General features: G+C 35.5%; 18 protein-coding genes. 1 reads left to right on the top strand and 17 read right to left on the bottom strand.

Annotated features, from left to right (window positions below):
• Positions 1-52: 52 nt before the first annotated feature.
• The 9 genes from ACIQ38_RS02460 to ACIQ38_RS02420 all read right to left on the bottom strand — a co-directional run bounded on the left by ACIQ38_RS02460 (position 53) and on the right by ACIQ38_RS02420 (position 13783).
• Positions 53-1870 (bottom strand): polysaccharide biosynthesis protein, encoded by a 1818-nt coding sequence (locus ACIQ38_RS02460; protein WP_402817482.1) that lies wholly within the window; start codon positions 1868-1870, stop codon positions 53-55.
• Positions 1871-2017: 147 nt separating this feature from the next.
• On the bottom strand, positions 2018-2785 hold the full coding sequence (locus ACIQ38_RS02455; protein ID WP_402817480.1) for a tyrosine-protein phosphatase: 768 nt from the start codon (positions 2783-2785) through the stop codon (positions 2018-2020).
• Positions 2786-2849: 64 nt separating this feature from the next.
• Positions 2850-3560, bottom strand: a complete 711-nt coding sequence (locus ACIQ38_RS02450) for a CpsD/CapB family tyrosine-protein kinase (RefSeq protein WP_402817478.1) — start codon at positions 3558-3560, stop codon at positions 2850-2852.
• A gap of 4 nt (positions 3561-3564) precedes the next feature.
• Positions 3565-4290, bottom strand: a complete 726-nt coding sequence (locus ACIQ38_RS02445; protein ID WP_402817476.1) for a YveK family protein — start codon at positions 4288-4290, stop codon at positions 3565-3567.
• Positions 4291-4421: 131 nt separating this feature from the next.
• Complete coding sequence (locus ACIQ38_RS02440; protein ID WP_402817474.1) at positions 4422-5042, bottom strand: hypothetical protein; 621 nt, start codon at positions 5040-5042, stop codon at positions 4422-4424.
• A 917-nt stretch (positions 5043-5959) separates the two neighbouring features.
• Positions 5960-7102 carry a hypothetical protein gene (locus tag ACIQ38_RS02435; protein WP_402817472.1) on the bottom strand — a complete coding sequence of 381 codons (1143 nt, stop codon included), beginning with the start codon at positions 7100-7102 and terminating at the stop codon, positions 5960-5962.
• 496 nt (positions 7103-7598) lie between these two features.
• On the bottom strand, positions 7599-8645 hold the full coding sequence (locus tag ACIQ38_RS02430) for a YecA family protein (protein ID WP_402817470.1): 1047 nt from the start codon (positions 8643-8645) through the stop codon (positions 7599-7601).
• Positions 8646-9388: 743 nt separating this feature from the next.
• Positions 9389-11140: a methyl-accepting chemotaxis protein gene (locus tag ACIQ38_RS02425; RefSeq protein WP_402817468.1), complete on the bottom strand. Its 1752-nt coding sequence runs from the start codon at positions 11138-11140 to the stop codon at positions 9389-9391.
• 393 nt (positions 11141-11533) lie between these two features.
• Positions 11534-13783, bottom strand: a complete 2250-nt coding sequence (locus ACIQ38_RS02420) for a 5'-nucleotidase C-terminal domain-containing protein (protein ID WP_402817466.1) — start codon at positions 13781-13783, stop codon at positions 11534-11536.
• Between the two features lie 341 nt (positions 13784-14124).
• Between ACIQ38_RS02420 and ACIQ38_RS02415 the strand changes: the two genes are divergently transcribed.
• Entirely contained in the window at positions 14125-15810 is a 1686-nt protein-coding gene (locus ACIQ38_RS02415; RefSeq protein WP_402817464.1) for a methyl-accepting chemotaxis protein, read from the top strand.
• A gap of 699 nt (positions 15811-16509) precedes the next feature.
• Here ACIQ38_RS02415 and ACIQ38_RS02410 read toward each other — a convergent pair.
• The 8 genes from ACIQ38_RS02410 to ACIQ38_RS02375 all read right to left on the bottom strand — a co-directional run bounded on the left by ACIQ38_RS02410 (position 16510) and on the right by ACIQ38_RS02375 (position 26522).
• Positions 16510-17352: an SLAP domain-containing protein gene (locus ACIQ38_RS02410; protein ID WP_402817462.1), complete on the bottom strand. Its 843-nt coding sequence runs from the start codon at positions 17350-17352 to the stop codon at positions 16510-16512.
• Between the two features lie 100 nt (positions 17353-17452).
• Positions 17453-18322, bottom strand: a complete 870-nt coding sequence (locus tag ACIQ38_RS02405; RefSeq protein WP_402817460.1) for a Gfo/Idh/MocA family oxidoreductase — start codon at positions 18320-18322, stop codon at positions 17453-17455.
• The gene (locus ACIQ38_RS02400) at positions 18319-19641 is read right to left on the bottom strand and encodes a GTP cyclohydrolase IIa (protein ID WP_402817458.1); all 1323 of its coding nucleotides are present in this window, start codon (positions 19639-19641) and stop codon (positions 18319-18321) included. The genes ACIQ38_RS02405 and ACIQ38_RS02400 overlap by 4 nt, the downstream gene beginning before the upstream one ends.
• Positions 19642-19699: 58 nt before the next feature.
• Entirely contained in the window at positions 19700-20758 is a 1059-nt protein-coding gene (locus tag ACIQ38_RS02395) for a dihydrodipicolinate synthase family protein (RefSeq protein ID WP_402817456.1), read from the bottom strand.
• Positions 20759-21775 carry an NAD-dependent epimerase/dehydratase family protein gene (locus ACIQ38_RS02390; RefSeq protein WP_402817454.1) on the bottom strand — a complete coding sequence of 339 codons (1017 nt, stop codon included), beginning with the start codon at positions 21773-21775 and terminating at the stop codon, positions 20759-20761.
• Between the two features lie 21 nt (positions 21776-21796).
• On the bottom strand, positions 21797-23014 hold the full coding sequence (locus tag ACIQ38_RS02385) for an Nramp family divalent metal transporter (RefSeq protein ID WP_402817452.1): 1218 nt from the start codon (positions 23012-23014) through the stop codon (positions 21797-21799).
• Positions 23015-23412: 398 nt separating this feature from the next.
• Positions 23413-24963 carry a stalk domain-containing protein gene (locus ACIQ38_RS02380; RefSeq protein ID WP_402817451.1) on the bottom strand — a complete coding sequence of 517 codons (1551 nt, stop codon included), beginning with the start codon at positions 24961-24963 and terminating at the stop codon, positions 23413-23415.
• A gap of 74 nt (positions 24964-25037) precedes the next feature.
• The gene (locus ACIQ38_RS02375) at positions 25038-26522 is read right to left on the bottom strand and encodes a hypothetical protein (protein ID WP_402817449.1); all 1485 of its coding nucleotides are present in this window, start codon (positions 26520-26522) and stop codon (positions 25038-25040) included.
• Between the last annotated feature and the right edge of the window lie 153 nt (positions 26523-26675).

Genomic DNA, 26675 nt, shown 5'->3' with positions numbered 1-26675 from the left:
TAAAACATGGTTGTATTTAGCTAAGAATCAAGAACATTTCTGGAAAATATCTTTACATAAATTGAGATACTTTATTATTTGCCAATCCAATTAGTAACTCTTTCATCTCATCAACCTTCATACCTTTTAATTTATTCAATACATACTCCAACTCCACTCCGCTTATAGGGCTAGCTTTTCCAATGTGTATTTTGGGAAAAATATATTGTTCCTGAATCTCATTTTCATTTAATAGCTCTTCATAAAGTTTTTCTCCGGGGCGAGATCCGGTGTAGTAAATGTTGATCTCCTCTTCGTTATATCCCGATAATCTTATTAGATTTTTAGCTAAATCTACAATTTTCACTGGCTCTCCCATATCGAGGACAAATACTTCACCGTCGTTTGCAAGTGTGCCAGCTTGAATGACTAACCTCGATGCTTCTGGGATAGTCATAAAATAGCGGGACATCTCTGGATCTGTTACGGTTACTGGTCCGCCAGCTGCAATTTGCTTTTTAAACAGTGGGACAACACTGCCTCGAGATCCGAGAACATTTCCAAATCGTACTGCTGCAAATTTTGTTTTACTTTCTTTCGCAAGATTCTGAACTATCATTTCAGCAAAACGCTTTGTTGCACCCATCACGTTCGGTGGGTTTACTGCTTTGTCAGTTGAAATCATGACGAAATATTCTACACCGAACATGTCTGCGGCTTCGGCGACATTTTTTGTACCGAAGATATTGTTTTTGACTGCTTCCATTGGATTGTATTCCATAAGTGGTACATGTTTATGAGCTGCAGCATGATAAATTACATCTGGTTTGTAGTCGGATATAATATCGAAGATGCGATTCCGATCTTGGATATCTGCGATAACTGGAATTATTTCTATATTTGATGGAACTTTTTTACGAAGTTCCATGTCTATAGTATAGATAGAGTTCTCGCCGTGACCGAGTAGAATCAGTTGTTTTGGATTGAATCTTGCTACTTGACGACAAATCTCTGAACCAATGGAGCCGCCCGCTCCGGTTACGAGGATTTTTTTGTTTGTCAGTTTTGTAGAGATTGATTCTATATTTAGTTCTACTTCGTCACGTCCAAGTAAATCTTCTATTTTCACATCTCTTATTTCATTGATAGATACTTTGCCTGTCAGTAAATCTTCAATGAGTGGCATCATTTGTGTTCTAACTCCTGTATCTAAGCATTGTTGCATGAGCATTGCACCTGTAGATTTATCGAGTGATGGAATAGCAATGATGATGTGCTCAATCTCCAAATCTTTTACTGCATCCGAAATAATATCGGTTCCACCTAATACTCGAATATTAAATATGTCTAAGCCTTTTTTTGTCGAGTCATCATCTAAAAATGCTATAGGTGTTAGCGGTGACTCCATATTTTTCAGCAATTGTCGAGTAATCATCGTTCCAGCAGAGCCAGCGCCAATGATGAGGGTGCGTTTCCTTTTTTCGTTGCACTTTTCTCCTGACATATATGCATCCCGAAAAACTCTCCACGATAACCTTGAACCTCCAATAAGTAAAATATGCAGCATCCATGTTATCGATAATGCACGAAAAAGTACATCACCCCTTACGAAAAACTGCACTATTGCAACTATGATAATCGAAAATGTCACAGCTTTAAAAATCGACACCAATTCTCTTATCGATGCGTACTCCCATACCTTTCGATAAAGTCCAAAATACATGGCAAATGCATGATGCGCTAAAAATATCGTAAGCGAACTGATTAATAAAAAAGTATCTGTGAAAGGATTCTCGATAGGATGCAATAAAAAATAGCCGATATATATGGAAAATAAAACGATACAAGAATCGACAAAAAACAACATCGACATTCTTTTTCTTAATGACATCTAGCTACCCACCCATTCTTTATACAAATATGTATAGTAATTTCCATAAATGATAAACATTTTGGAATAGATCGGTTCTATGAATTTCTTATAACGAGCAATTCTCTTTGATTGGTTACCTATCAGAAAATATACAGTTTGATAATATTAGGCGAATATTTTCCACCACTTAGGCTTTTCTAGTTCTTTCGGCTCCAAAATTATCACCTCCCCATTTTCTACAATTCTTGCATTATTCTCGAGAAAAATATCAACAGCATCGAGTCTTTTGTATTTTTCCAAGTACCTTAAACCTGAGTCAAAGAGGAATGGACGCGTTTTCGTGTTGTGAACGTCTGAACCATATGTATGCACCAGATTGGCATCTACTAATTGAAGTGATTGTTTCTGAATCGTTTTGCCAAAATGACCAGCGAGACTACCTGCAGTAATTTGAGCTAGTGCTCCATGATTGATCAGTTTCAACAGCCTATTTGGATTTTCGGCAATTGCTCGATTTCTTTCTGGATGTGCAATAATTGGTACCTTGCCCAACTTCAAAATATCTTGAATTATCTGAACTGAATAAGCAGGTATTCCCCCAGTCGGTAGCTCAATTAATATATACTTGGAGTTTGCTAGCGTAAGAAGTTCTCCATTTTTTAACTTTTCAATAGTAGATTGTCCTATTCTTATTTCTTGCCCTGAATGGATATTAATAGATAGATTGTTTCTTTTCATTTCTATATTTAGTAGTTCTATTTTTTCTAGCACGACGTTTTTCGTGACGTCGTAATGTGGATTGTCCGCATGTGAAGTTGCAATAATGTCTGTTATGCCCTCCTTTTTGGCTTGCATGATTAACTCCATCGATTCCGTTAGTGTTTGAGCTCCATCATCTGCTCCCGGGAGAATATGCGCATGTATGTCAATCACTTTTCATTACCCCTTTTTCCTATAAGATAATCAAAAAAAAGAATAATAAGGTGAAATTGCCTAATTATTCAGCATTTCCATAGTATTGATAGTAATAATGGTCCTTCTGTAATTGGAAATTATTAAGGACTATTCCAATAATATTGGCTTGCGAAGAAACGAGTGCTTCTTTTGCTTTCACTATCCCAGCCTTCTCTGTTTCACCTGAATTAAGAACTAGTATTGTACCGTCGCATTTGTTGGAAAGTATTTGAGCATCAGCTACCGATAAAGTGGGTGGAGCATCAAAAATGATTACATCGAAATCTTTCTTTAATTCCTCCATTACTTTTTCCATCGTTTTAGATCCAATCAATTCCGCGGGATTCGGTGGGATTGGACCTGAAGTTAATATTTTCAAATTTTCAATTTCACTCGGTCTCAAAACATCCGCTATTTTCTCTTGGCGTGTTAATAAATTTGAGAGGCCTAAAGTGTTTGAGAGGTGAAAGGTGTAATGAACAGTTGGCTTACGCATATCTGCATCAACTAATAGAACTTGTTTTCCTTCTTGTGCAAAAACAACTGCAGTATTCGCTGCTACTGTAGATTTCCCTTCTCCTGGAGAAGAAGAAGTAACAAGGAATGTTTTCAATTCTTTATCAGGCATAGAAAAGTTAATATTCGTTCTAAGTGTTCGGAATTGTTCCGAAACAATAGATTTTGTATTTACACTTGTAACAAGTTTTCGCGCAGCAGTCTGCATAGTATTTTTCTTTGATTTTTTTCTAGCCATTTCACTACCTCTTTCTCCGTGGCGTAACTTGTACGAACGATTTTGGAATATCTTTTTCAGAGATTGGGCTGATTAAGCCTAGTACTGGTAAATTTAATAGTTCTTCTACATCTTGTTCAGTTTTTACTGTAGTATCTAAATACTCTAATAAAAATGCTATTCCTACCCCTAGCATTAAACCGATTACAGCTGCAATTGCCATATTAAGCATTGGGTTCGGTTGTACTGGTGATGGATTTTCTCCTACCAAAGCAGGAGTCAATATACTGACATTGTCTACTTTCATTAAGTTTTTAATTTCTTTTTGAAAAACAGTTGCCGTTGTGTTGGCAATATCTACTGCAATATTGGGATTAGGATCTTGTACTGTAATATTAACAACTTGGGAATTTTGTTCATTTTTCACTGTAATTTGATTGGTTAGTGCTGATGGTGTAGCACTAAGATCTAATTCCTCTATTACTTTACTTAAAATTGCAGGACTCTTGATGATTACATTGTATGTATTAATAAGTTGTAAGTTAGTTTGTATATCTTGGGAGTTGAATGTAGTAATATCTGTTTTTTCTTGATTAACTAATATTTGTGTAGAAGATTGATAAATAGGTGTTAAGAATAGAAAGCTAACCACACCACTGACAGTGATTGCGATTATTGTAATAAGAATGATTAATAATAATCTTTTTTTCAGTGTTTTAAATAGATCTTGGAGGCTTATTGTCTCTTCCATTCAATCGATTACTCCTTTAAATACATTTCTATTAGTTTTGTCATAGTATAGTATCCATTTATATTACTGTGTATAACACAAAGTTCCATTGCCATATCCCATTGAATTGTATCGAATGAATTTTTGGTTAATCAACGATTGCCAAGCGCTTTACTTAGTAAATTATCACGTCGCGCTTTTTTGGTTGCTTCATACTCATCTTTGAAACTTTGTGCATAAGATTTATCATAGCCATTTGCAGCGAGATCCTTTTCCACTGCGTCTAACACTGCTTGGAAAATAGTATCTGTATTCGCTTCTAAATCGCTTGCAGCAGTCATGTATTTATTGTAGAAATAGCCAAAATCTACTTTTTCTCCACTTGCTTTCTTATCTTGATATTCAGCCACTGCATGGCCTACAAGCGCATTGATTTTATCATCCGCTTGTGTTTCTAATCCTTCTAAGGCTGGTCTGTATTTGCCTTTTATTGTCGCTACAGTCGGTTTCTCTGTAGAAGTTTTTGTTGTACTGCTACTAGTACTCGTGGTATTGGAGGAAGGCCCTGCCGTCTTCCCAGCTAGCATGTCTGAATTGGATGGTGAACTAGTTGTAACTGTATTAGTATTCTTTTCAATAACCGTTTCTTCGATAACTTCCCCTTTTTGGTTTATAAAGATCGTACCTCCGTCCGGTAGTTCAACTTTATATGGATCCGCTACAATTTCCTTTACGGCTTCATCCGCTACTTCATACTCTTTAAACTTGAACATATAGAGTAAGTAACCTCCTGCTCCTAGTAGAATTACGCCTAATGATATCAAAAAAAATTTAAGTTTCCTCATATAAATCTCCTTTAATTGGACATATCAATTTCTTTCAAATCCCCATTCTTTTGTGCAGAAGATAGTGTTGAAGATACTATCATTCCCCTAATAAGTTGATAGTTTTTCTGCGTACTATTTAACGCAGGGTATAAAGGGCTGCTAGTGTTTGTTAAAAAAGCGTTTGCTCATATTTCTCCTTTCCTTTGTCACGGGTAAATTGTGAAATTATTCTTCAAACAATCCATTTCAGGATAATACCCCTGCTTTAGTGATTATCTAAAAGAATATCAACTCTTGTGAATACCCGATTTCTTATGTATTCTGTTGGAATTGAAGGTAGATCGTTCAACTTTTTATAATTTTCAGCCTACTCCACCTCTTTACCCGAGTTTTTGCGAGTTAAACATTTTTGGGGATATTGCTGTGAGAAATATAAATTTCAATCGAACTATTGGATAAGATTGTGGATATATTTGGAGGTGGATTTGAAATATTAGCGGTTTTCGTGAAATACAAAATCACTTCCCTAACTTAATAAAAAACAAAGAAAAACAAGATCTGCCTGGTTATTTTCAGATAGATTTCGTTTAATTGTCGGAATAGTGTCTGATTTGTACGAGTGCCTGGCACCTGTAATAAAATTTACAAATCATCCAGCAGCGTATGGATGATTTAGGTTTCTACTATGCTTCTTGGTGTATCGTTGGATAAGAGATTAATCAAAGATAAACACCAAATAACACTCTCCTGACTAGAAGGAGAGTGTTATTTGGTGTTTACATATTTAATAATGAATTGCTTTAAACTGTCACAATAGTGCGGAATTTTTTCTGACAAGAAAGTGATTCATAAGGATTATTGCCTTACTCAAACAAGATTTTAAATTCCACGTCTAATGCTGAGCCATTGTCCACAGTAATTTTAAGGGTAACTGTTTTCCCTTTTAAATCAGCTAATGAATCTGCACCATCTGGGAATGCCGCTGCAGTATATTCAAGAGCTTTTATAGATGTAGGATTGTTACCATTCACTTTGGTTACACCTAATTGTTTGGTAAATGTTTGATAGAATCCTTTTCCTAAAAATTTGGCTAGTCCGACGTCTTCTTTTACGGTAACGGTAAGAGAATTAGTACCTTTCGTGGAAGCTGTTAATTGATCAGATAGCGTTGCATTGAGTGCAGTTACTAAGCTAGCTACTTTTTCATTTAAGATTGCTTGTTGGGATGGTGTAACTGGTGAAGTATCACCAACAACATCTTTCACCTTAGCTACCTCTTCTAGTAATGCCGCAACGAACTTGTTTGTTGATGCATTTGGAAGACGGTCTGATAGAGTTTCAATTTGTGCAAACATAGTTTTAGCCTCTGCTGTATTATTAGTTTTCAATAATTCGTTTACTTCCACAAGTTTCATGTAGATTGTAACTGGCACCATTAATTCATCACGTTTTGCATCTGCTGGCTTTTTATACTCTTCTAATAAAAGATCTCGAGCCGCTTTACCAGAGAAACGATATAGAATCGCTGTTCTACTTTTAAGTTGGTAGGATAATTTGTGATACGCTTTTTCCACTGCCAAAAAGTCATTTTTTGCTTCGGCTACTTCAATTTCATTCATGATTGGCACTAAATATTCTGTTGCATAGTTATATGCATCGATATAGGATACTAATCCACCTGAAACTTTTTCCTTGTAAAGTGAGTCGATTTCTTTTAACTTCGAAGTTTTTTGTGCAGAAGACAGGTCAGACGAAACTACGGCACTTCTTGTAAGTTGATAGTTTTTCTTTGCGTTGTTTAACACTGGGTATAGTGAGCTACTTGGTGCAAGTTTCCCATCTAGTGATGGATATACATAATGCGTAGTCACCTTGTTCAGTTCCGCTTTTACATTGTTCACTGATTGATCAACCGAAGTTGCCCCTAATGCCACCGAAGAAAACGACAAAACAGAAGTCGTTAACAATACTGCCGCTGTAGTTTGTTTAATAAAACGTTTACTCATATTGCTCCCCCTTTTGTTAGGTAAATCACCGAGTAATTTCCATTATATTTCCACAATTTAATCTTACTATTGATTTGGAAACTATTCAACGTAGAATTTTAATAGTTTTCAACAAAGTTTACTAAAATTATATGTGATGAGTAGATGGGAGTTACAATTAATAACAAAAAGAAACAAGAATAACCTAGTTACTTTCAGATTATTCTTGTGTAGTTAACAGAATTGTTCTTAGGTTGTGTACGCACCTGTAATACAAAAGGAGGTCTGCATTGTTTGGGTTTAACTGTTGTCCATTTTCCCAATATTGAGTTCGAAGTTTTTATTTTGACGAAGTAGCCTTCATATATTTGCAATTGGGCAACTTCTTGTGAATTTTTTGGTTTGTATGGTTTATTCACAATTTTACTTAGATAATCATTTATATCGGTTTCTTGTCTCGTTTCAACGCTTGCCATATGAATCATTATTTCTCAGTTTTATATTAGGAAAGTCTAGGTTACGTTCCCATTTTCAAAGCAATATTCTTTTTATTCGACTCGTTCGTTAATTTATCTCTCATAGAAAAGAAAAATTCTTCTATTTCTTCAAAGTATTTTTGAACGGTCGAAGTCGAAACGCCAAACATTTCGGCTATATCTTTATTTGTCCAAGGGAATTGTTGTGAAGATAGATGTTCCTTTCCAAAACGAAATGCTCCTGCAGCTACTGCTTCAGCTTTACGAGGATTTGGAGAAGAGGCCTGTAAATAACCACCAAATATACTTAGCAGTTCGTCATTTTTTACCCCTTTATTGATAAGCATATCTTCCAATATTCCTTGCATTTCTATTTGTTTTTCAGTCATTTTGACGTCGCTTTTTTTACTTTTACTTATTAATTCCAAACACCCTAGCATATTTTCCAAATAGAATGCTTGTGTATCTAAGCCGTTCTTTTTGGCAAGCTTCTTCACATTCTGCACCGCATCCGAAACCCAATTTGGCATAAATGAAATACCAGTAACAACCATAAGGGCATTCGCACCTTTACGTGCATCCGGTAACACCATACCAATGACATAATCTCCTTTTTCCCCGAACGTGTCACCTAATGTATCCAATATATAAACCTTGCCATCTATAATTTCCTTCAACGTGACAGTTTCCGTTTCTCTTTTCGTCACTTCTCCTATAATCATCATCGGACCCATCCACTTCTCAAGGACCTCTTTTACAGAAGGTCTTACGGCTTTTTGCAATTGTCTTTCTATATACTTCTGCCAAATGTCCTTCTGTTTTAATAATAAAAAGTAATCCACCGCTAATTTTTCAATATGATTTATAGGCCAAAAACCTTTTAGTTTAGAGGTCCATTTATTAAGTAGTATGTTTAACTGATACCTATCTTTTTGTTCTGGATACTCTATATAAAAGTTTCGGATGATTTGATTTAGTTCTTCATCTACTACTTTTTGGATGGAGACTACTTTTGCTGCACCACCATGACATTTTTTATATTTTTTCCCGCTTCCGCATGGACATAGATCATTACGTCCTACTGTCATTTTTATCACGCCTTTTCTTTTGTTTCATTCCCTGTGTAAGAAACTATTCAGAATTGTGTCTAACACAGGGAGAACACTAATACTATATAGGATAACATGTATACGGTGTTTAAGGGTTGTCACGTTCTGAGTAGTTTTGTCTTGTTTGGGAGGATATTGTCGTATTCGAAATTCGATTTTGTCGCCTTCACAGTATATGTAGTGTCTTGTTAAGAATTATTTACCCAATTTTCATAGATTAATAAAGATAGGTTCACTCTCAATGCTTACAATAGGTCATCCTATAAAACTACCCAATCCGATTCTAACTAGCTATACAAAAAAACAAAAAGTAATAATGCTGTGACTTATTATGCTAATAATGAAGACTCCATTTACTTCAATATTTATTCTAATTGCTACATCGTCTAATGCAATTCGTACACCAACCGACTTGAGAAAAATGAGCCTTTCAAAAAATAGAAAGATTCATCATAAACTCTTCTGTCTCTGATTTGAATTGTTTGTAGGAATCCTTAATGAATGATAGTAGAAGGAAAAGCCTTCACAAACAAAACATTTTTGAATTAATACATTCATCGAATTGGTTATACGAAGTTTATCTAATTCATATAAAATTCCTTAATTTAAATCATTAAAGATAATGATTATCTTTTCCAATCCCTATTAATCAGTGCATTCTATCCCAAAAAAACGAGATTGTTGAATTTTTAATCAACGACCTCGTATATATTGTCAATCTATTAAAGTTTAAAGTGTCTAACGATAACATTCAGTTCTTCCGCTAATTTTGCAAGTTGTTCTGCACTACCAGCTACTTCTTCAATAGAACTATTTGATTCTTCTGCGGTTGCTGCGGTTTCTTCCACCCCAGCTGCAGCTTCTACCGAAATGGAAGCAATTTCTTCCACTTGACCATTCATCTCTTGACTATTCGCTGAAATCTGTTCTAAATTGTTGGAAATAGTTTGTATACTTTCCACCATCCCTGTAACCGAAAGCATAATGTTGTTAATGGTTTCTCCTGTTAGATGAATCTGCTCTTTCCCTTTTTCTACTTCTTTATATCCGTTATCTAAAAACTCTTTTACTTGTCCGAAATCATTTTGTGTATTTTCTACAATTATTGTAATGTCTTTAACCGAATTATTCACTTGTTCAGCCAGTTTCCTCACTTCATCTGCTACAACCGCAAATCCTTTTCCATGTTCACCTGCTCTCGCTGCTTCAATCGATGCATTTAAGGCTAACAAATTGGTTTGACCAGCAATGTCTTTAATGACAGAAACTAAACTTACAATTTCATTTGTTCGTGCTTCAAATCCTTGGATTCTGATAACTGATTCTTTTATAATTTGGTCCACTTTTCCCATTTGTTCATTTGAAGAATCCATTAATTGCTTTCCTTCATTCGTCATTTTCAATACTTTATGAGAGGATTTATGAATAGTTTCTCCATTTTCATTGGCTTCTACAACACTCGATACAAATGTATCCATAATGGCAGACAAATCACTTGCACTATTAGCTTGTGATTCTGCCCCCAAAGCTAATTCTTGCATTGTTGTAGCAATTTGTTCTGTCCCGACTTTTACTTCATTCGCAGATTGAGTGAGTTCTTCACTATGACTTGATAGGGTTTCGGTACTTTGAGAAATGCGTGACATAGCCTCTACTAGATTACCTTGCAACTGGTTCATTGCTGAAGCAAGTTGACCTGTTTCATCTTTGGAGCTGACTTGGAGCTCTCTTTGCGTTAAATCTCCATCAGCAAGGTGATTCATATGGGTTACAACCTTTTTAATAGGATTGGCAATGCTGTTTGCGAACCACCAAATAATTAATATACCTACACCTAAGGTAATAGCAATGACAACAAAGATAATTTTAAGTATTTCCGTAGCAGACGAATTAAAATCCATTAAGTAAGTGCTTGAATTTATTACCCACCCCCAATATGGGTCAGTTTCAGAGTAGGACACTTTCGTTTCAATTAAATTTTCGTTTGTTGGATGTGGCCATTCATAATAAATAAAACCACCGCCATCATTTCCAGTTTTAATAATTTCTTGAACAAATTTTACACCATTTGAATCCTCTGATTCCCATAGGTTTTTACCTTCCGCTGTTGGGTGTGCAAGTTCTAATCCTTCACTATCTAAAACAAACATATAACCATTCTTCCCTAAATCTAAATTAGGATTGATTGGTCGTGTTCCATCCGAATTGAGGTTACCTAACATTGTAATCTTTACTTTTTCTTGAGCCTCTACTAAAGTAATATCACCATTTTCCACGCTTTCATTTAAGACGTGTATCATTTCTATAGTCTGTTCTACACTATTCTTTAAAATTTGTTCCCCTGTATTATTTAAACTACTGGCACTCTTTTGATAACTAAAAACACCTAAAACAATCAAAGGAATCGTGAGCAATAGTATAGAAATACTAATAAGCTTCGCTTTGATTGATGCCATACCTTTTATTTTTTTCATTGTAAAATACCGTCCTTTTTTATTTCTTTTGCATTATGTATTATCGTTTCTTTCTCAGCCAAAGAACTTATTTAAATTAAAAACTCAAATAATTTTTCTCCCATCACCTAAAGAATTTAAAGCAATATAGTAATCTTTTGGTATCCCTTATAAATTCATTACCTTTTCTCTAATATACGACAAATTAAATAGGTATAAGAAATCATAATGCGCTAAATACAATAATACTATAGTGCAATAGATAATGTATGATTTTCTTAAATAATTTATATTTCGAAAAGTTTTATGAAGTTTTTTTGAAGATGTAAATGGACTTGTGAGAAATTTTGCCTCCAAAACAAAAAGAAAGTAACCAGAACTTTTCTTGGTTACTTTCTCTATTGATAAGCTATTCTATTTTTCTACTTTAATATATCGGCTATAAACATAGCCAGTTTTATCTTTATAAGAAATTTTATACCAGCCTTTTTCTTCACCTAGGATTGTGATTTGGGTATTTTTAGAGATTGCTCCAATTGGTTTGCTATTGTTGGATGGCTTTGGACGAACTTTTAAAAAATAAGAAGTAACAATTCCTTCATCTTTAGATAATACCGGTTTAGTATTATCTGGTTTTGATTTTTCTGTTGGAGCTTTACTTGGAGGTGTTGGCTCTTCCGCCGGTTTCTCCATTCCTTTTTCTTTCTCTTCTACCGTAGTATTCAATACTTTAACAAGCTGTTGATAAAAGTCTCCTGTTGTTTTCACTGGAGAAAATTTGGTTGAATCTACTTTTGCTTTCTGTGTTAACTCTTCTATTTCTTTTTTTGTTATTGCATCATTTACATTGATGGAGGCGATGTTTGTAAATTTGCCATCTTCTGTTGTAGGAATTGCTAAGATGCCTTTATTGATAAGTTCAACAACAGCAGCACGATCAGGTGAATTTGTATCGACACCTATTATTTTCCAGTTATGTTGGATTACAGGTTCATAATTACCGTTCATCTCATCTTTCAAGTATCTAATTGCTAGATTACGGATAGTTCCTCCAGTTTCTCCATATGCACTTTCATCTTTTGATGACCAAACCAGGTTAAATTTACGTCCTTCAAGTGCCTGCCCTTTTGACAGAAGAAAGTCCATTCTATACGCATTCATGCCAAGTTTCAGGTTATCTTCCAACTCAATAGGTTTTCCATCTAATTTACGAAGATTTTTTATTCTATTTCCTGGTTGCTCATTTAGATCGATTTCATATTTAACATTTCCAAAAAAGTCATTCGTGCTATATTTAGATGCTCGTCGATTTTTATCAAAACTAACTGTTACATCTCCATCGCGTGTACTGTTAAAGTAACCTACAGCCCATTCCATATAGTCTTTTAAATCTTTTCCCGTTACTTCATATACCGATACTTCCCCACCGGCAAATTGATAATTATATGCAATATCCTTTTTCTTAATAGCACCAATATCTAATAATGCTTTGTCGTTATCAATCTGATGCGCGACTACATCTGCCTTACTATAGTGTAGCATCACCTCATGAAAGAAGTCGGACAAAGGTGTTTCTTGAATTTGTACAGCAGGTATTCCATTGATTTCATTTTTAGGAACAAGATTTGTTCCTTTAAGCTGTGCTACTTCAATATTAGCGTCTGCGCGAGCAAACTCATGATATGGCTTCAATATCTTTTCAAGCTCTTTATCAGATTCAACAAATGTTCCATCTTCGTTTTTTACAGGAATAGTCGAAGCATCTTTATTTGTTAATGTCAGCTGCTCTTCTTGGCGAGCAAATGTTAAATCGATTCGTGAAATATGTGTTCCGTATTTGTTAGGTTCTGTGATAAGGATTCCGTTAACATCTTCTTTATTTATAAGTACATGATTGTGACCTGCAAATATTGCAGCTAGTTCTGGAATAGCATTAGCCATTTCCTTTACGCCCGTTCCTGGATTGCCGTTCTCATTTTCCAACCCCATATGCATCAGGCCAATCATTACATCTACTTTACCTTCTAATTCTTTCACTGCTTTTTTAGTTTCATCTACTGGATTTTTTACAACTAATCCCTCTAGATGATTTGTCCCCTTCTCATACTCTGTAATCATTGGTGTTACCATACCAATTATCCCGATTTTAACGCCTTCCCGTTCAATAATTGTATATGCTGGTAAATAGCGTTCACCATTTTCTTTATATACATTTCCTGCTAGTTTAGGTCCTTTGAATTGACTAGAAACTTTGTCCAATACGTCTAAGCCGAAATTGAACTCATGATTTCCATATGTCCAAGCTTCGTACCCCATTTCATTAATAGCAACGGTCATTGGTGACTCTGGTTGATCATTGAATAGTTCCGCGGAGTTATCTTGTATCAAATCCCCATTATCCAATAAGATAGTATTCGGATTGTCTTTACGAATACCTTGGATTATTGTATGTAATTGAGTTAAGCTTCCCGTTAAATTTGGACCATCTATCGCATAATCCCATGGCATGAAACGCCCATGAATATCTGATGTAGCAAGGAGCGTAATATTAATCTCCTTTTCTTCCTCCTGCGCATTTACAGGTGCTTGCTTAACGAAAATCCCTGCTGCAAGTATCAATACCGCAACCACAAGTACTGATATGCTTTTTTTAAATTTACCCATTTTCCAAAATCATCCCCTTTTTGTTCTGAATTTTAAGACTAACTAAATAAGTATAGCATTCTGGTGCTTTCCTCTCAATGTGGTATTTCTTATCAAAATATTTACTCCCAATAGCCAATTTTAGTTTTGGAATCCTGCTACTATTAGTTGCATAAATCACTTATTGGAAAAATTTAAATTTTTCGACCAATAAATATGAGAAATAACTTTATTTATATATCCTATTTAATGTAAAACGTAAGAACCGATAGAAGTTATATAGAGAGATTTTATAGCAAGGTAAATTCGGTATAAGAAGAATAGCTTCTGTCTTTACCTACATCACGAGGAGAGTAAGTTATATGACAATTGGAAAGAAAATTTATGGAGGATTCATAATCATTTTGCTTATTCTACTGTCTTTTGCTGTCACTAGTATCATACAGGTCGACAAAGTCAGTAAAGAATATCAACATATGATCGATTATCGTATTAAACAGTCGCAATTGGCTAGCGACATTCAGCTACAAGTAGCATCACAAGGATTATTTGCAAGAGCCTATGTCTTAAGCAACGACGAAGTTTCACTTTCCAATTTAGAAACAAGACAGCAGTTGTTAAAAGACCGCGTCGAGGAATTATCTACAATGGTTTCTTCTAAAGAGATGAAAGGCTTTATTAAAGAAATACAAGATACTATTCCTTTATTTGACAAGGAGGTATCAAAAGTTATTGACCACGTAAAAAAGGGACAGGAAGAGCAAGCAATTGTATTGATCAATACGGTTGTGAATGATGCTAATAGGGTCATTAACGAAGCGGCTGGAGGAATGGTCGCTTATCAAGATGAGCATATTGCACAGGAACGGAAAGTATCTGAAGAGGCGACGTTAATGTCTAAGCGGACACTAATTTTAGGCACTATTATAGATGTAATACTGGGACTCATTATTGCAACAGTCATTAACTGGACTATTTCCCGCCCTGTGAGAAGACTTGCAAAAGCAACATCCATCATTTCGGAGGGGGATCTTTCGCAAGAAGATATCGTTATTAAGTCTAAGGATGAGCTAAGAGATTTGGCAAACTCTTTCAATACAATGAAGCAAAATTTACGCAATTTAATCGGCAGTATAAATGATAATGCACTTCATGTTACATCATCTGCGGAGGAGTTATCTGCAAGCACGGAAGAAGTGACAATAGCTTCTAAAGAAGTAAGCAGCAATATGGAATCGATGTGGAGTGGTGCTCAAACCACGGCAACTTCCTCAAAAGAAAGTTCAATGGCGATGGAAGAAACGGCGTCTGGTGTCCAACGTATAGCAGAATCTGCACAAGGACTCCTAGTAAATGCAGTAGAAACAGAAAAGCTTGCAGGGGATAGTCAACAATCTGTAAAGTCAGCTAAGGAACAAATGGGTCTTATTTACGATTCATCTTATCAAACAAATGAGTTAATCAAGCAATTGAGTAAGCAAACAATTGAAATAGAAAATATCACAAGAGTCATTACTGATATTACAGAACAAACGAATTTGCTTGCTTTAAATGCGGCTATCGAGGCAGCTCGAGCTGGTGAGCATGGAAAAGGCTTTGCAGTTGTAGCAGATGAAGTACGAAAACTTGCCGAGCAATCCAAATTTTCAGCTACACAAATCGTCAACCTGACAATGAATATCCAAAATGACACTAGAAACGTTGAACAAGCGGTTTCGGAGAGTCTGAAAAATGTGGATCAGGGCGTTCAGGTCATTGAGGACGCGGGCACTGCCTTCTCGACAATCGTGAGCGCAGTCCAAACGATGAACGGTCAAATTGAAGAAATATCTGCTGCTACGGAAGAAATTTCAGCAAGTGCCGAGCAAGTCGTTGCTTCGGTGCAAGAAATCGCTGCTCAATCAGATACAGCTTCTAGTCAAGCTGAACAAAACTCTGCTGCCGTCCAAGAACAGCTGGCGACAATGGAGGAAATCAATTCAGTCGCTAGCGATTTAAGCAAACAGGCTGTGAACCTACAAGAGATTATTCAACAGTTTAAAATATGATGTGAAGGCCTTCTCATAGTTTGAGGAGGCCTTTAATCATTAAGATTCCTTTTTAAGACGGACTTTAATACACTACTCTAAATTATTTTTCAGGTGTATCAGGAACACTTTAGATATCATTTTTATCAAAACATCTAGTTTTTTCTGAAGCTCTACTTCGGACTTCTACCAAAGAATAAAGACCCACTGTATTGCATTTCAGTTTCTTTTTCAGCTTTATTTAGCCCCTGGGGTAAGTTAATATTTCTTCTAGCCATTGTTGATTTGTTCATTGGATATATTCAGGGTATAACAGGTCCTCCGTTTCCATTTAATTGCCTCTTTTCATGATGTATCACTTATTTTGTTTAACCAGCTAGATCCCCGATTGTATTGAGCAAGTCCAATAGGTTTTGCGCGAGCTCGATTGCCCTATTTTTCTGCAAAACACCATCTTGCAAAAGAGAGTCGGAGTTTTCCGAAGGAGTCCCTTACCAAATGGGTAACAAAAGCCACTAATGAAATAATTGAGCCTAAAAAAGCATTAATCATCAAAACGTAGGTCAAAATGCAATGGGTTCTTTATATATTCGATGTCCTAAGAGCACAAATATATGAATATGAAGTTATATAAATAGTAAGTATTTTAGAATCTATTTTATAACTTCATCAAGCAAGCAAAAAATCCTGCAGAAATTATTCTCTGCAGGATTTCAACTATTATTGTGGAGTTACTTCAATTTTCCAATCAGACCAGTCTGGATTTTCTTTCTTGAATACATCTTTAGGGAAGAACAAGCTTACTGGACGACCGTAATTTGGATTTAGTTCAAATTGTGCTAGTGGGAATCCTAGTTGTGCAACTAAATCACCTTTTGCATCGAACAATTGAAGTGGTAAGTTTTCAAGTGTTACTACAGTCGTGAACGTATTACGGATTAGCACATTTACATGTACGCCATCTTCTTGCTCTGCTAAGTTAAATGCAGAGACAGAAATAGTTTCCATTTGGATAGGCTCTAAAGAATCAAGCGTTTTTTGTAAATCTTCTTTTTGCTCATCTGATAATTGTTCTGACCAGTTTGCATCGAGTTGTAAATAGAATTCTGATCTTACAGGTTCTTGCATCTCAAAAACTACTTCGAATTCCATTTGGTCTTTAATTTCCTCTTCTGGAACTAATAAAGAACCGCTATCAAATTCGAATAACCATGGACGAGCTCTTAAAGAGTTCAACACGCCAAATAATTCCATACTAAAATCTTTACGCGCCAAGTCTCTTCCTTCTTTATCACGCACAACTAATCTTATATCTTGTAGGTTTAACTTCTTTTGTAGTGAATGGCGGATAATTGCCGTCATGATAAAGCCGTCACCGGTTTTATGCAAATTCACACCATGGATATTGATTTGGTCTGGGTCTAAACCTTTTAATTTATTGTGATAATATTGGTAAACGTAACGCTCTTGTTGATCCATATCCCAGTGTTCACTAAATTCTAAAACTGTTTTTAATCTATTGTTTAACTTTGGCTGATTGGCCCTTCTTGTTGGTTTAAACATACGTACATTCCCTTCAATATAAAAACTGTACGTCCATTATATCATCTATGCTTGTACAGTGCCATATTGGATAGGTCCCTGCTCTATACCGCTTTAAAACTCAACTAATACCTTTCAATCGGTTAATCTTTTCAATAAGTCCTATAATCTGCGCAGTTTCTTTTAGCGGCACCGGTGAGATACCCGTCTTAAAAAACTGGACAACATGTTCGATTAGTCCTGCATAATAAGGTTTTTGTTCTTCCCATAGTTTTAATAGATGTACTTGATCAGGCAAATGAAGGACTGCTCCAAAGCGGTTATGCCAGTCGTCTTCTCCTTGAATGAGGACATGTTTGCCATTTGTAAAGCGGAGATGAAGGTATTCACAATCTGGTTGTACTTCCAGTTTCATCTGTTCAACTTCGGAACCGAAAATAGTAACTACCATTTCGAGCAAGTGAATACCGTACCAAAAATAACCTGGCATTTGTACTTGTAAAGGAGTGGGCCCGAAAAAATAACCACTACGAATATTAGGTTCCTTCGCGACTTTCATGACAGATTCTGAAAATCTTAAAGACGAAGAGCTCATTACAGGCGTATTATGTTTATTAGTTAGTTCGATCAATTCTCCCATCTCAACGCTACTCATCACAATTGGTTTATCTATAAAAATGGGTTTTCTATAGGCGACAATTTTCTTAAACCAATCTAAATGATTTCTACCGTCTACGGTTCCAATAATAACTGCATCAACAGCATTCATAAATTGTTCCAAGTTCTCAACTGGTGTGACCTCATATTTATTTGTTACGATTTCAAAATAATTGGAAAATCGGTTGCTGCTAATTGGTAAATCTTTTGAATACGTGGGGATTGAATGAGTTATTTTCGCACCTGTAATATAATGTAGATCGTGGTGATCATTTAACAATCTTGTGAAAATCTCACTGTGAGATGTATCCAAACCTATTAAGCCGATATTCATAAGTACATCCCCTTGTCATTTAATAGAGAAAAAACTTGTCGTGGTCGTCCTCTTTTGGATACTTTTTCTGTTCCTATTATTTCTATTAAGCTAGCATCTAACCATGATTGAACGATACGATGTGCGCTTCGTGGTGTGATTCCCAAAACAGAAGATAATTCATGGGCGGTGAATTCATTTTTCTTTTTTCGTTTGATTAGAGCTATCGTCTTTTCTATATTCGCTGCGCTCATTCCTGTTAGTTCCGCTTGATGAATTAATAGTTGATCGGTCACGGCCAAAGGATATTTCATGGGGGCGATTATATCGATCGGTCCAAATACGCTTCGATCCTCTCTTACGATAAAACAACAAGAACCTCCACTATCCCTTGCTTGTGTTAAAGCTACCCTTGCATGGGAACCAGCTTCTAGTGCAGTAAAACCAAATCCAATTCCAATTGACAGCTGGACTCCTAACTTTTTCTTTACTTCATTTAAAATAGGAAGAGATTTATATCCCTCTGTTATCCGTTCAAATACCCCACGGTTTGTTACGAATAAATATTCATCACTGCTTAGAGCGGTTAAATAACCATTCATCTGCTCCGCAAAATGAAGTAACATTCGATAAATATCATGATTTCTTTTTTGGACTTGATGCTCTGTCATAAATTCATTCATCTTAACTGCTGAATTTTCTATAAAAATTCTTCCTAGTATTATTTGCATTTCCTTTTGCTTTCGCTGATTTGTTGCTAAAAGCATTCTTTCAATCACAACAATAGTATCTTCTTCAGATGGCTTTAACCATTCATTTGTTATATTTTTATTTGTAAGCGACTCACTTACTAATTTTAAGCTTGTAATAACAACTGTCGATGTATCTTTTGCAATATTGTTAAGATGGTAATCTACTATGCCATTCACATTATCCACAGAAACAATGTCTTTAAAATTAGTATAAGTAAATGTTTCTTCCAAGTTATTTTTAACGATTTCAATATATTCATTTGGAATTCCATCAAAACTTATATGGGCGAGATTATTTTTTCCTTTTAGTTTATAAAGAGCCTGATAAAGTCCTGATCCTTTTAAAGGAATATAAAAGGCAGGTACATCGATCGGTACTTCTTCTTTTGCGACTAAGTAAGGTATTCTACCAGAGTAAAATAAGCAATCCACGGATTCTCTTAGCTCCACTGTAAAATCTTTTGCTTCTTCAATTTCATCTGATAATCGGAAAATAGGTAGGATTGTTGGAAAAAGATCAAAACATCGTATGAGTGTCTCACGAATCCAAAGTGGACCAATCACTCCGACCTTTATATTTGTTTCCATGAATTTTCACCTCCAATAGGAAAAGACACACCCTAATGAATGTGTCTTTTCCTCTTTCTTACCGTACGCTTTCCTTCATTAGAAAAGACTTTACAAATTCATCATCATGCAACTCCGGATAAGTTGCGTACACTCGGTCAATTTCTTCCGACTGATTTTTACTTAGTACTTCATGATCCATTAAACACCAGTTGCCTTTTAGGAGCCCTTGTCTAGCTAGCACTTCATTAATTCCCGCAATGCTTCCTTTAAAATCATTTTTCGAATCAAAAAATGCTGAGTTACAATCTGTCACATCCTGTGCAACAGAAAACCATTTCTTATCCACTTGGTCATGACGACGGTCTAACTTTAGTTGTTCAAATAACTTTACTGCTGTGTGTGTCCATACAGACCAATGTCCAAGTAAACCACCAACAATTTGTTTCGATACTTTTTTTCCGTCTATTTCAATATTATAAGACGTCAATAAATCTGCAATAATATTATCGTCATTCCCCGTATAGATAGCAATCTCTTCTGTTCTTGGAGAAGCACAGACAGCCCGAATGACATCTAATGTGAGATAGCGATTAAAAGGGGCAACTTTGATAGCCATTACATTTGGGATACTAGCGAACTGTTCCCAAAAATTATAACTAAAAACTCTCCCACCAACAGCGGGTTGAAGGTAAAAACCAAAGACAGGTAATTCTTTTGCAACTTCTACTGTACGCTCGAGTAGTTCACTTTCAGAATAATCATTCAATCCACCGTTACTTAATAATACCATATCGTAACCAATCTCTTTTGCTAACTTCACTTCAGCAATCGCTTGGTCTTTCTCCCCACATACCCCTGCTATTTTTAAAAACGGTCGCTCTATTTTTGCTTGCTTCACTTCCTCCATTGCCAGTCGCAGAACAGTCTCGTACAAATTAAATGCGGGGTCCCGAATTTCAAATTGGGTTGTATGGACACCTACGGCAATTCCACCAACACCTGCTTCTAAATAGTACCTAGTCAATCTTCTTTGTGCTAGTTCATCCAATTGCTTGTCATGTGTCAATGCAAGGGGATGTGCCGGAATAAATGCCCCTTCATGTAAAAGTGCCTTTAACTCATGGGAGAGTGTCATTTAAAATTCCCCCTTTCGTTCTTGAAAATGTGTCGGTTTATTTATCGTTTCACCATCATTCGCTACCCAGTCTGCTGTCCATTCAATCATTTCTCTTATTGAAACGCTTGGATATCCAAATAATTTATGTGCTTTACTAGAATTGTTTAATAGTGCATTTTCCTCTTCTTTCCCTGTGAAAATCGGTTCTTTTCCAAACAAGCGTCCAAACTCATTGGCAAGCCATCTGACGGATAATGTTTCTGGACCAGTTACATTCAAAATTGTAGCAGGAGAACTTGCTACCAAAAGCGAACGTATTGCATATTCATTGGCATCTCCTTGCCAAATAACATTTACATGACCCATCGATAAGTCTAAAGGAGTCTCATTATAAACAGATTTTGCTATTTCGAGCAAAACACCATATCTCATATCAATCGCATAATTCAGTCTGAATATTGTTAGCGGAGTATGATCTTTTTGAGAAAAATAAGTAAACACTCTTTCCCTTCCTAATGATGATTGACCATATTCCCCCACTGGTGCGACGGGGTGAAGTTCATCGCAACCACCATAAGCAACCGGTACTAGTGGATACACATTCCCAGTCGAAAAAACGACGATGTTAGAACCTTTAAAATGCTCTGCAACTCTCCCCGGCAGATACGTATTCATAGTCCAAGTAAAGTGTTCATTACCAGTTGTTCCAAACTTATTACCTGCCATATAAATTATATTTTTCTCTACGGGTAGTTTCTTTAACTCTTCTTCATCCAATAAATCCGCAGCAATCGTTTCAATTCCTAAACTCTCTAACTCCTCTTTCAATGATCCATCGGAGAAACGTGAAACGCCAATTACTTTTTTATCTATCCCCGCCTTATCAATTGCTTTTTTGGCTTTAACCGCAAGTGTTGGCCCCATCTTTCCACCAATTCCTAAAATCATAATATTACCTTCTATTTTTAACATATCATCAATCAATGCTGCAGATGGTTCTGTCATTAAGTTCTCTAATTCTTCCACTGTTTTCATCATAAGTCCTCCTCAAATCCTTTAAGAAAAAAAGATATTCTTAATATTGTTAAATGCCAAATAGATTAAAACTAACAATCCAATTACCCCTAAAATATTACTCAACAACTTATTCTTGAGTTCTCCCATTACTCTTTCATCATTTGCTACAACTAAAATAGCTATTGCAATGAAAGGCACTACAAAAATAGTCACCGCTTGTGCGAAAACGATTAAGTTTAATGGCGCAGACCCAAACACAATCCCAATCACTGATCCAAAAAGCATGACAAGTATAATAAAAATTTTTACTTTCATATTCGATAAGTTATTTCCCAATCCGAGCCCGTCTGCTAATAAAGATCCACCAATAGTGGCATTTCCCATTAAAGATGAGAAAGATGCACCAAACAAACCAAGCATAAATACAAAAGTAGACCAGCTTCCAAAAAGCGGTTCCAATGCTAATCCCATTTCACTAGCATCATTTACAACCAATCCTTGAGGTTTTAAAATAGTTGCCGCAGTAATCATAATTAAAAATGAAATAAAACCAAGAAGAAAAATTCCGAGAAACGACTCTTTTCGCCCATTATCGGCATCGATAACCGTCCATCCTTTTTCTTTCACTAAATATGATTGATAAACTGCACCAACAATAGAAAAACTAGTTGCAAACAGCGCTATAATAAGACCAATACTACCTTTAGGTATAGTCGGAATAAAACCTTTAAATATATCCACAAACGAAGGCTGAACCAGTATGACCGTAATAAGAAAAGCAACTAACATAATAACTACTAAAATAAGCATCGTTTTTTCTAAAATCGTATAAAATTGTTTGGCAAACAATAATGCAATGGATAGCAAGGTAAAGATAACAATCCAAATAGTCGCATTCATATTAGTAACAGTAGATATTGCTATCCCAATCCCAATTGCGTTACCTGCCTGAAAAGATGCAGTAACTAAAAATGCACCAATCCCTATCAATATCCCCGCAAAAAATCCCCACTTTTCTTTAATGACCCCTATAAAACTTTCCTTCGCTGCTATACCGATTCTCGTACTCATTTCTGTATAAACCATCATCAAAATGATTGCCAAAACAAGCGTCCAAACTAACTGAGAACCATAAATTGCCCCTATTTTAGAAGAAAGAGTAACACTCCCAGGTCCTAGCACTAATGCAGAAGTAATTAATGCAGGACCAAGATAACTAAAAATACTTTTCTTTTTACCATTTGTACCGTCCGTCATTTCAAATCCCCCTCTAGTTAATTATTCTGAATACTCTATTATTATATTAACTTACGATTTGTATTAATGACATGACCTTAATGCGTCTCTAATTGATTAGTATTTATTACGTCTTGTTACTTATAACGACAAATAACGCCCACCTGTCTTTTAGGTGAGCGTTAGAGGAGCATAATTTATTTAGCGATGGAAACCTTCTTTGTCCCTGTGTATGAAACTATTCTGACAACTCATTATATAGAAAAGCTATTACATTGGGAGAAAACTCTCGAATAGCGATACACAAAGACACAGCTGGGGACATATCCTCAGCTGTGTCTTAAGAATTATAAACAATTATCAGAATTGTTTATCACACAGGGACGATTTTTCAGGGACGATTTTTGGGGACGATTTTTTTATTTCTTGTGTCCAACCTGTAAATAAATAGAACCCGTCGCTTCCACGTATTGAGCTTTTACCGTTCTTCCATTAGCGGTAAAATTTTCGGGGATATCATTTTTATTAAAATAATTCCAAACGCGGTCTGCATCTTTACCAAAATACAATTTAAACAATTCTTTGGCTACGATTGGTATACGATAAGATTGGTTAAGCGTACTGTTTTCCCATTGATAAAATGATATACCAACCTCAGTAGAAGCCGAACCATCATAAACAACTTGCATACCATAACCACCAAAAATGTGATAAGTAGTACCACCTTTTGTAAAACCTAATTCCTTTTCAAGTGTTTTATAGTTTACTCGAGGATCTTTACTCCATTTTGACTTCAAAGTAGGAGCGAACCATCCATCTGGATACATTTTTCCTGTAGCTGGAGATTTTCCTATTTTAACCGTGTCTTTCTTTACGAATCCGCTTTGTTTACCAATCCGAATTTTATACCATTCTCCTTGCGCTTGATCAATGAACACTTGTTGGTTCAATACTATTGAGGTGACATTTGTAAAATCACCAGGTGATGGAACAACAATCGACCATTTCGTTGCATAGCCTGTTTGCTCGATTGTTTCAGCAAGTACTGTAGGTAACTCGCCAACGTATATCGTTGTTTTGGTACTACCTTTTACGGTTTCTACATAATAATTCAAACCATCAGAAGATGAGATGAATTCTATTGGTACAAATAGTTGATTATTTTTATAAATGGCCTTTGCATTTACATCAATAGTATTTCCATTTACTATTTTTGTTTTTAATGGAACAATTCGAGTCCTATCTCTACTCGCCAGTTGTGAATTATATATGGAGGCAGTAGGTTTATCAGCTGTTACAGTGGCAAAAACTAATCCATTTAATTCCACTTGTACTTCCTTTTTAAACGTTTCAGGATTTCCTCCCATCTGTTTTGCAATTTCATTTAAGGGGACATATGTTGTGCCATTTTGAACAAATGGACTAAATTTGTTTGATACTTGCTTGTTGTTTACTTTTAAAATTATCGGTTTATTATTAATGGCATTCTTTACTGCTGCTGGGATTTCTCCGATATGGATTGTTGTTTTAGTAGCTTCATTTACAGTTTCTACAGGATACGTCAAACCTCTTCCAGACGCAATAAATTCAATGGGAACATAAACTTGATCATCTTTATAAATAGACTTTACCTTGGCATCAACCTGCTTACCATCCACTGTTTTTGTTTTCAAAGGATAGAGTTTCCCGTTCACTACTGCCGTTGTTTGATTATCTTTTACGCTAACTATAAATCCTGACTTTCCTTGAATGATCACTTTCTTTTGATATGAAATTGAAGTTACTTCTTCCCCCATCAATTCAGCAATTTCATTTAGAGGGACAAAAGTCGTCCCATTACTAGTAAATGAACTAAATCGCTCCACTTCTTTATTATTCACCATTACTACTAATGATGAAGATTCAGCGTGCGCAAATGTAGGCGCAACGAGAGAAAATACTAAAATAATTGCTAAGAACAGTTTCTTCATTTTATATCTCCTTTTTTAGGGTCCCTGTGCAACAAACAATTCTGAATTTTTCATTGCACAGGGACAGGTCAAAATTAATAATCAGTCAAAAACATCTCATTTTCAGTATCATAAATATTAAGCACCTTATATCCATCGACTGATTGTTCCATTTGTAAAATCCAATAATACGTAGGTTCTCCTTCTATATCTTCTTGTAGGTAAAAGACCTCATTTGGATTCATCATGTTAAATTCAAATAAGTCGTCAATTGCTGCTTCCGCTTTTTCGTTCAGCAATCCAATATGCGTCTTACTAATTTCCATGAGATTTATCTGTTCAAATTCCTTATCAACTCTTATAAATCTCTTAAAGAGTTGCTCTTTCATATATCCTGCTGAAATTTCAGGTCCTAAATAACTGAATTGAAGGGCTCTTTCAAAGAACACAGATTCAACTAGAGTAGTTTCGATGTAGACTTTTTTGATTAAAGCTAGTCTCATTTCCCGTTCTATATTTTGCCTTTCTAACACTTTGTCATATTCAGAAGTATCTTTTACATTTGTCGTACTTTCTTGCTTTGGTAGATTTAAACTTTCTATGACCTTTGCTAGTTCCTCTTGCCAATTTGGAACTTCCGCATACGATGGCCTCCCTGTCGTTTGATTTACATCTGTAACAGCAAGACTTAATCTGTACAATCGCTCTCCATTTACCATTTCAAAATTTGCATCATCACCAAAACTTAAATAGCCAACATTTTCATCAATAATTATTTCATCTCCGTAAGCTTCATAATGTGGGTAAAGAGAAGACTGTTCGAAGTTCATAGTGTTATTGCTAATCTGTAGGGATTGTTCTTCGAGTTCAAAAGGATACTTTTCACCAGAATAGTTTACAAACAAGCGATATGGCTCTTTCCCGTCATGTAAGAAATAAGTAGGTAACTTATAGTTTTCCAAATTAATTTCAAAAAATTGCTTGTATGCAGAATCAGTATTCAGTTGATCTGCTAAGTCCAATAATTGTTCTACAGCGTATGTACTTCCTTCGTAGTTCATCATGGTTGAAATGGAGTCCATTTCATAAAGATAGTCACCATCAATGAAAACAATTTTTTCACTTCCATCAGGAGCAATTAAATACTCTCGATTTGACTCAAGTTTGGTATATCCTTCATCTAAAAAGAATTGATAGTCTTTCTTTTCGAAAGTTCGTATGTAAATATTCAATGGAATTCCCGGTGATTCTGCGCTGTTGTCTTCTAAAGATATGTATAGATTAAAAGTATTTTCATCTATGTTCAGGCTTGAGTTAGGTCTGTTCTGTTGACCTTCTTGTATGGCAGGCAATTTGATGGTTTCAAGCTTATTGGTTATTTCATTTGCTAAGGCAGGGATCGCTTCTTCTAGTTTAGTTAGATCAGCCGATTTTAAGTTTTTAACTTTTTCCTTTATTGTTGAAGTTTCGGCAACTTCAGTCTTCGTTGTTTCTTCCTTGGTTTCTCCTTGTTCTGTTTCGTTGCTACACCCAGCTACGATTAGCATTAAAGCTGCGGCAACTATCCATTTCTTCTTCATTCTTTTGGCTCCTATCATGTTTCAATTCAAAAAATTAGCCACTCTAATCTATCTTACATAATAATAGCGCAGTAAGAGACCTTGGACCTGTATGTTTTCGTGTGGTTATGTATTACATGATTAAAAATACCCACGATTATTATTATACTGATA

Origin of the sequence: Psychrobacillus sp. NPDC096389 (genome assembly GCF_044762855.1) — a bacterium.
Classification (GTDB): domain Bacteria; phylum Bacillota; class Bacilli; order Bacillales_A; family Planococcaceae; genus Psychrobacillus.
The sequence above is the reverse complement of the archived record's forward strand: the minus strand, read 5'-3'. Positions and strand labels throughout refer to the sequence as shown.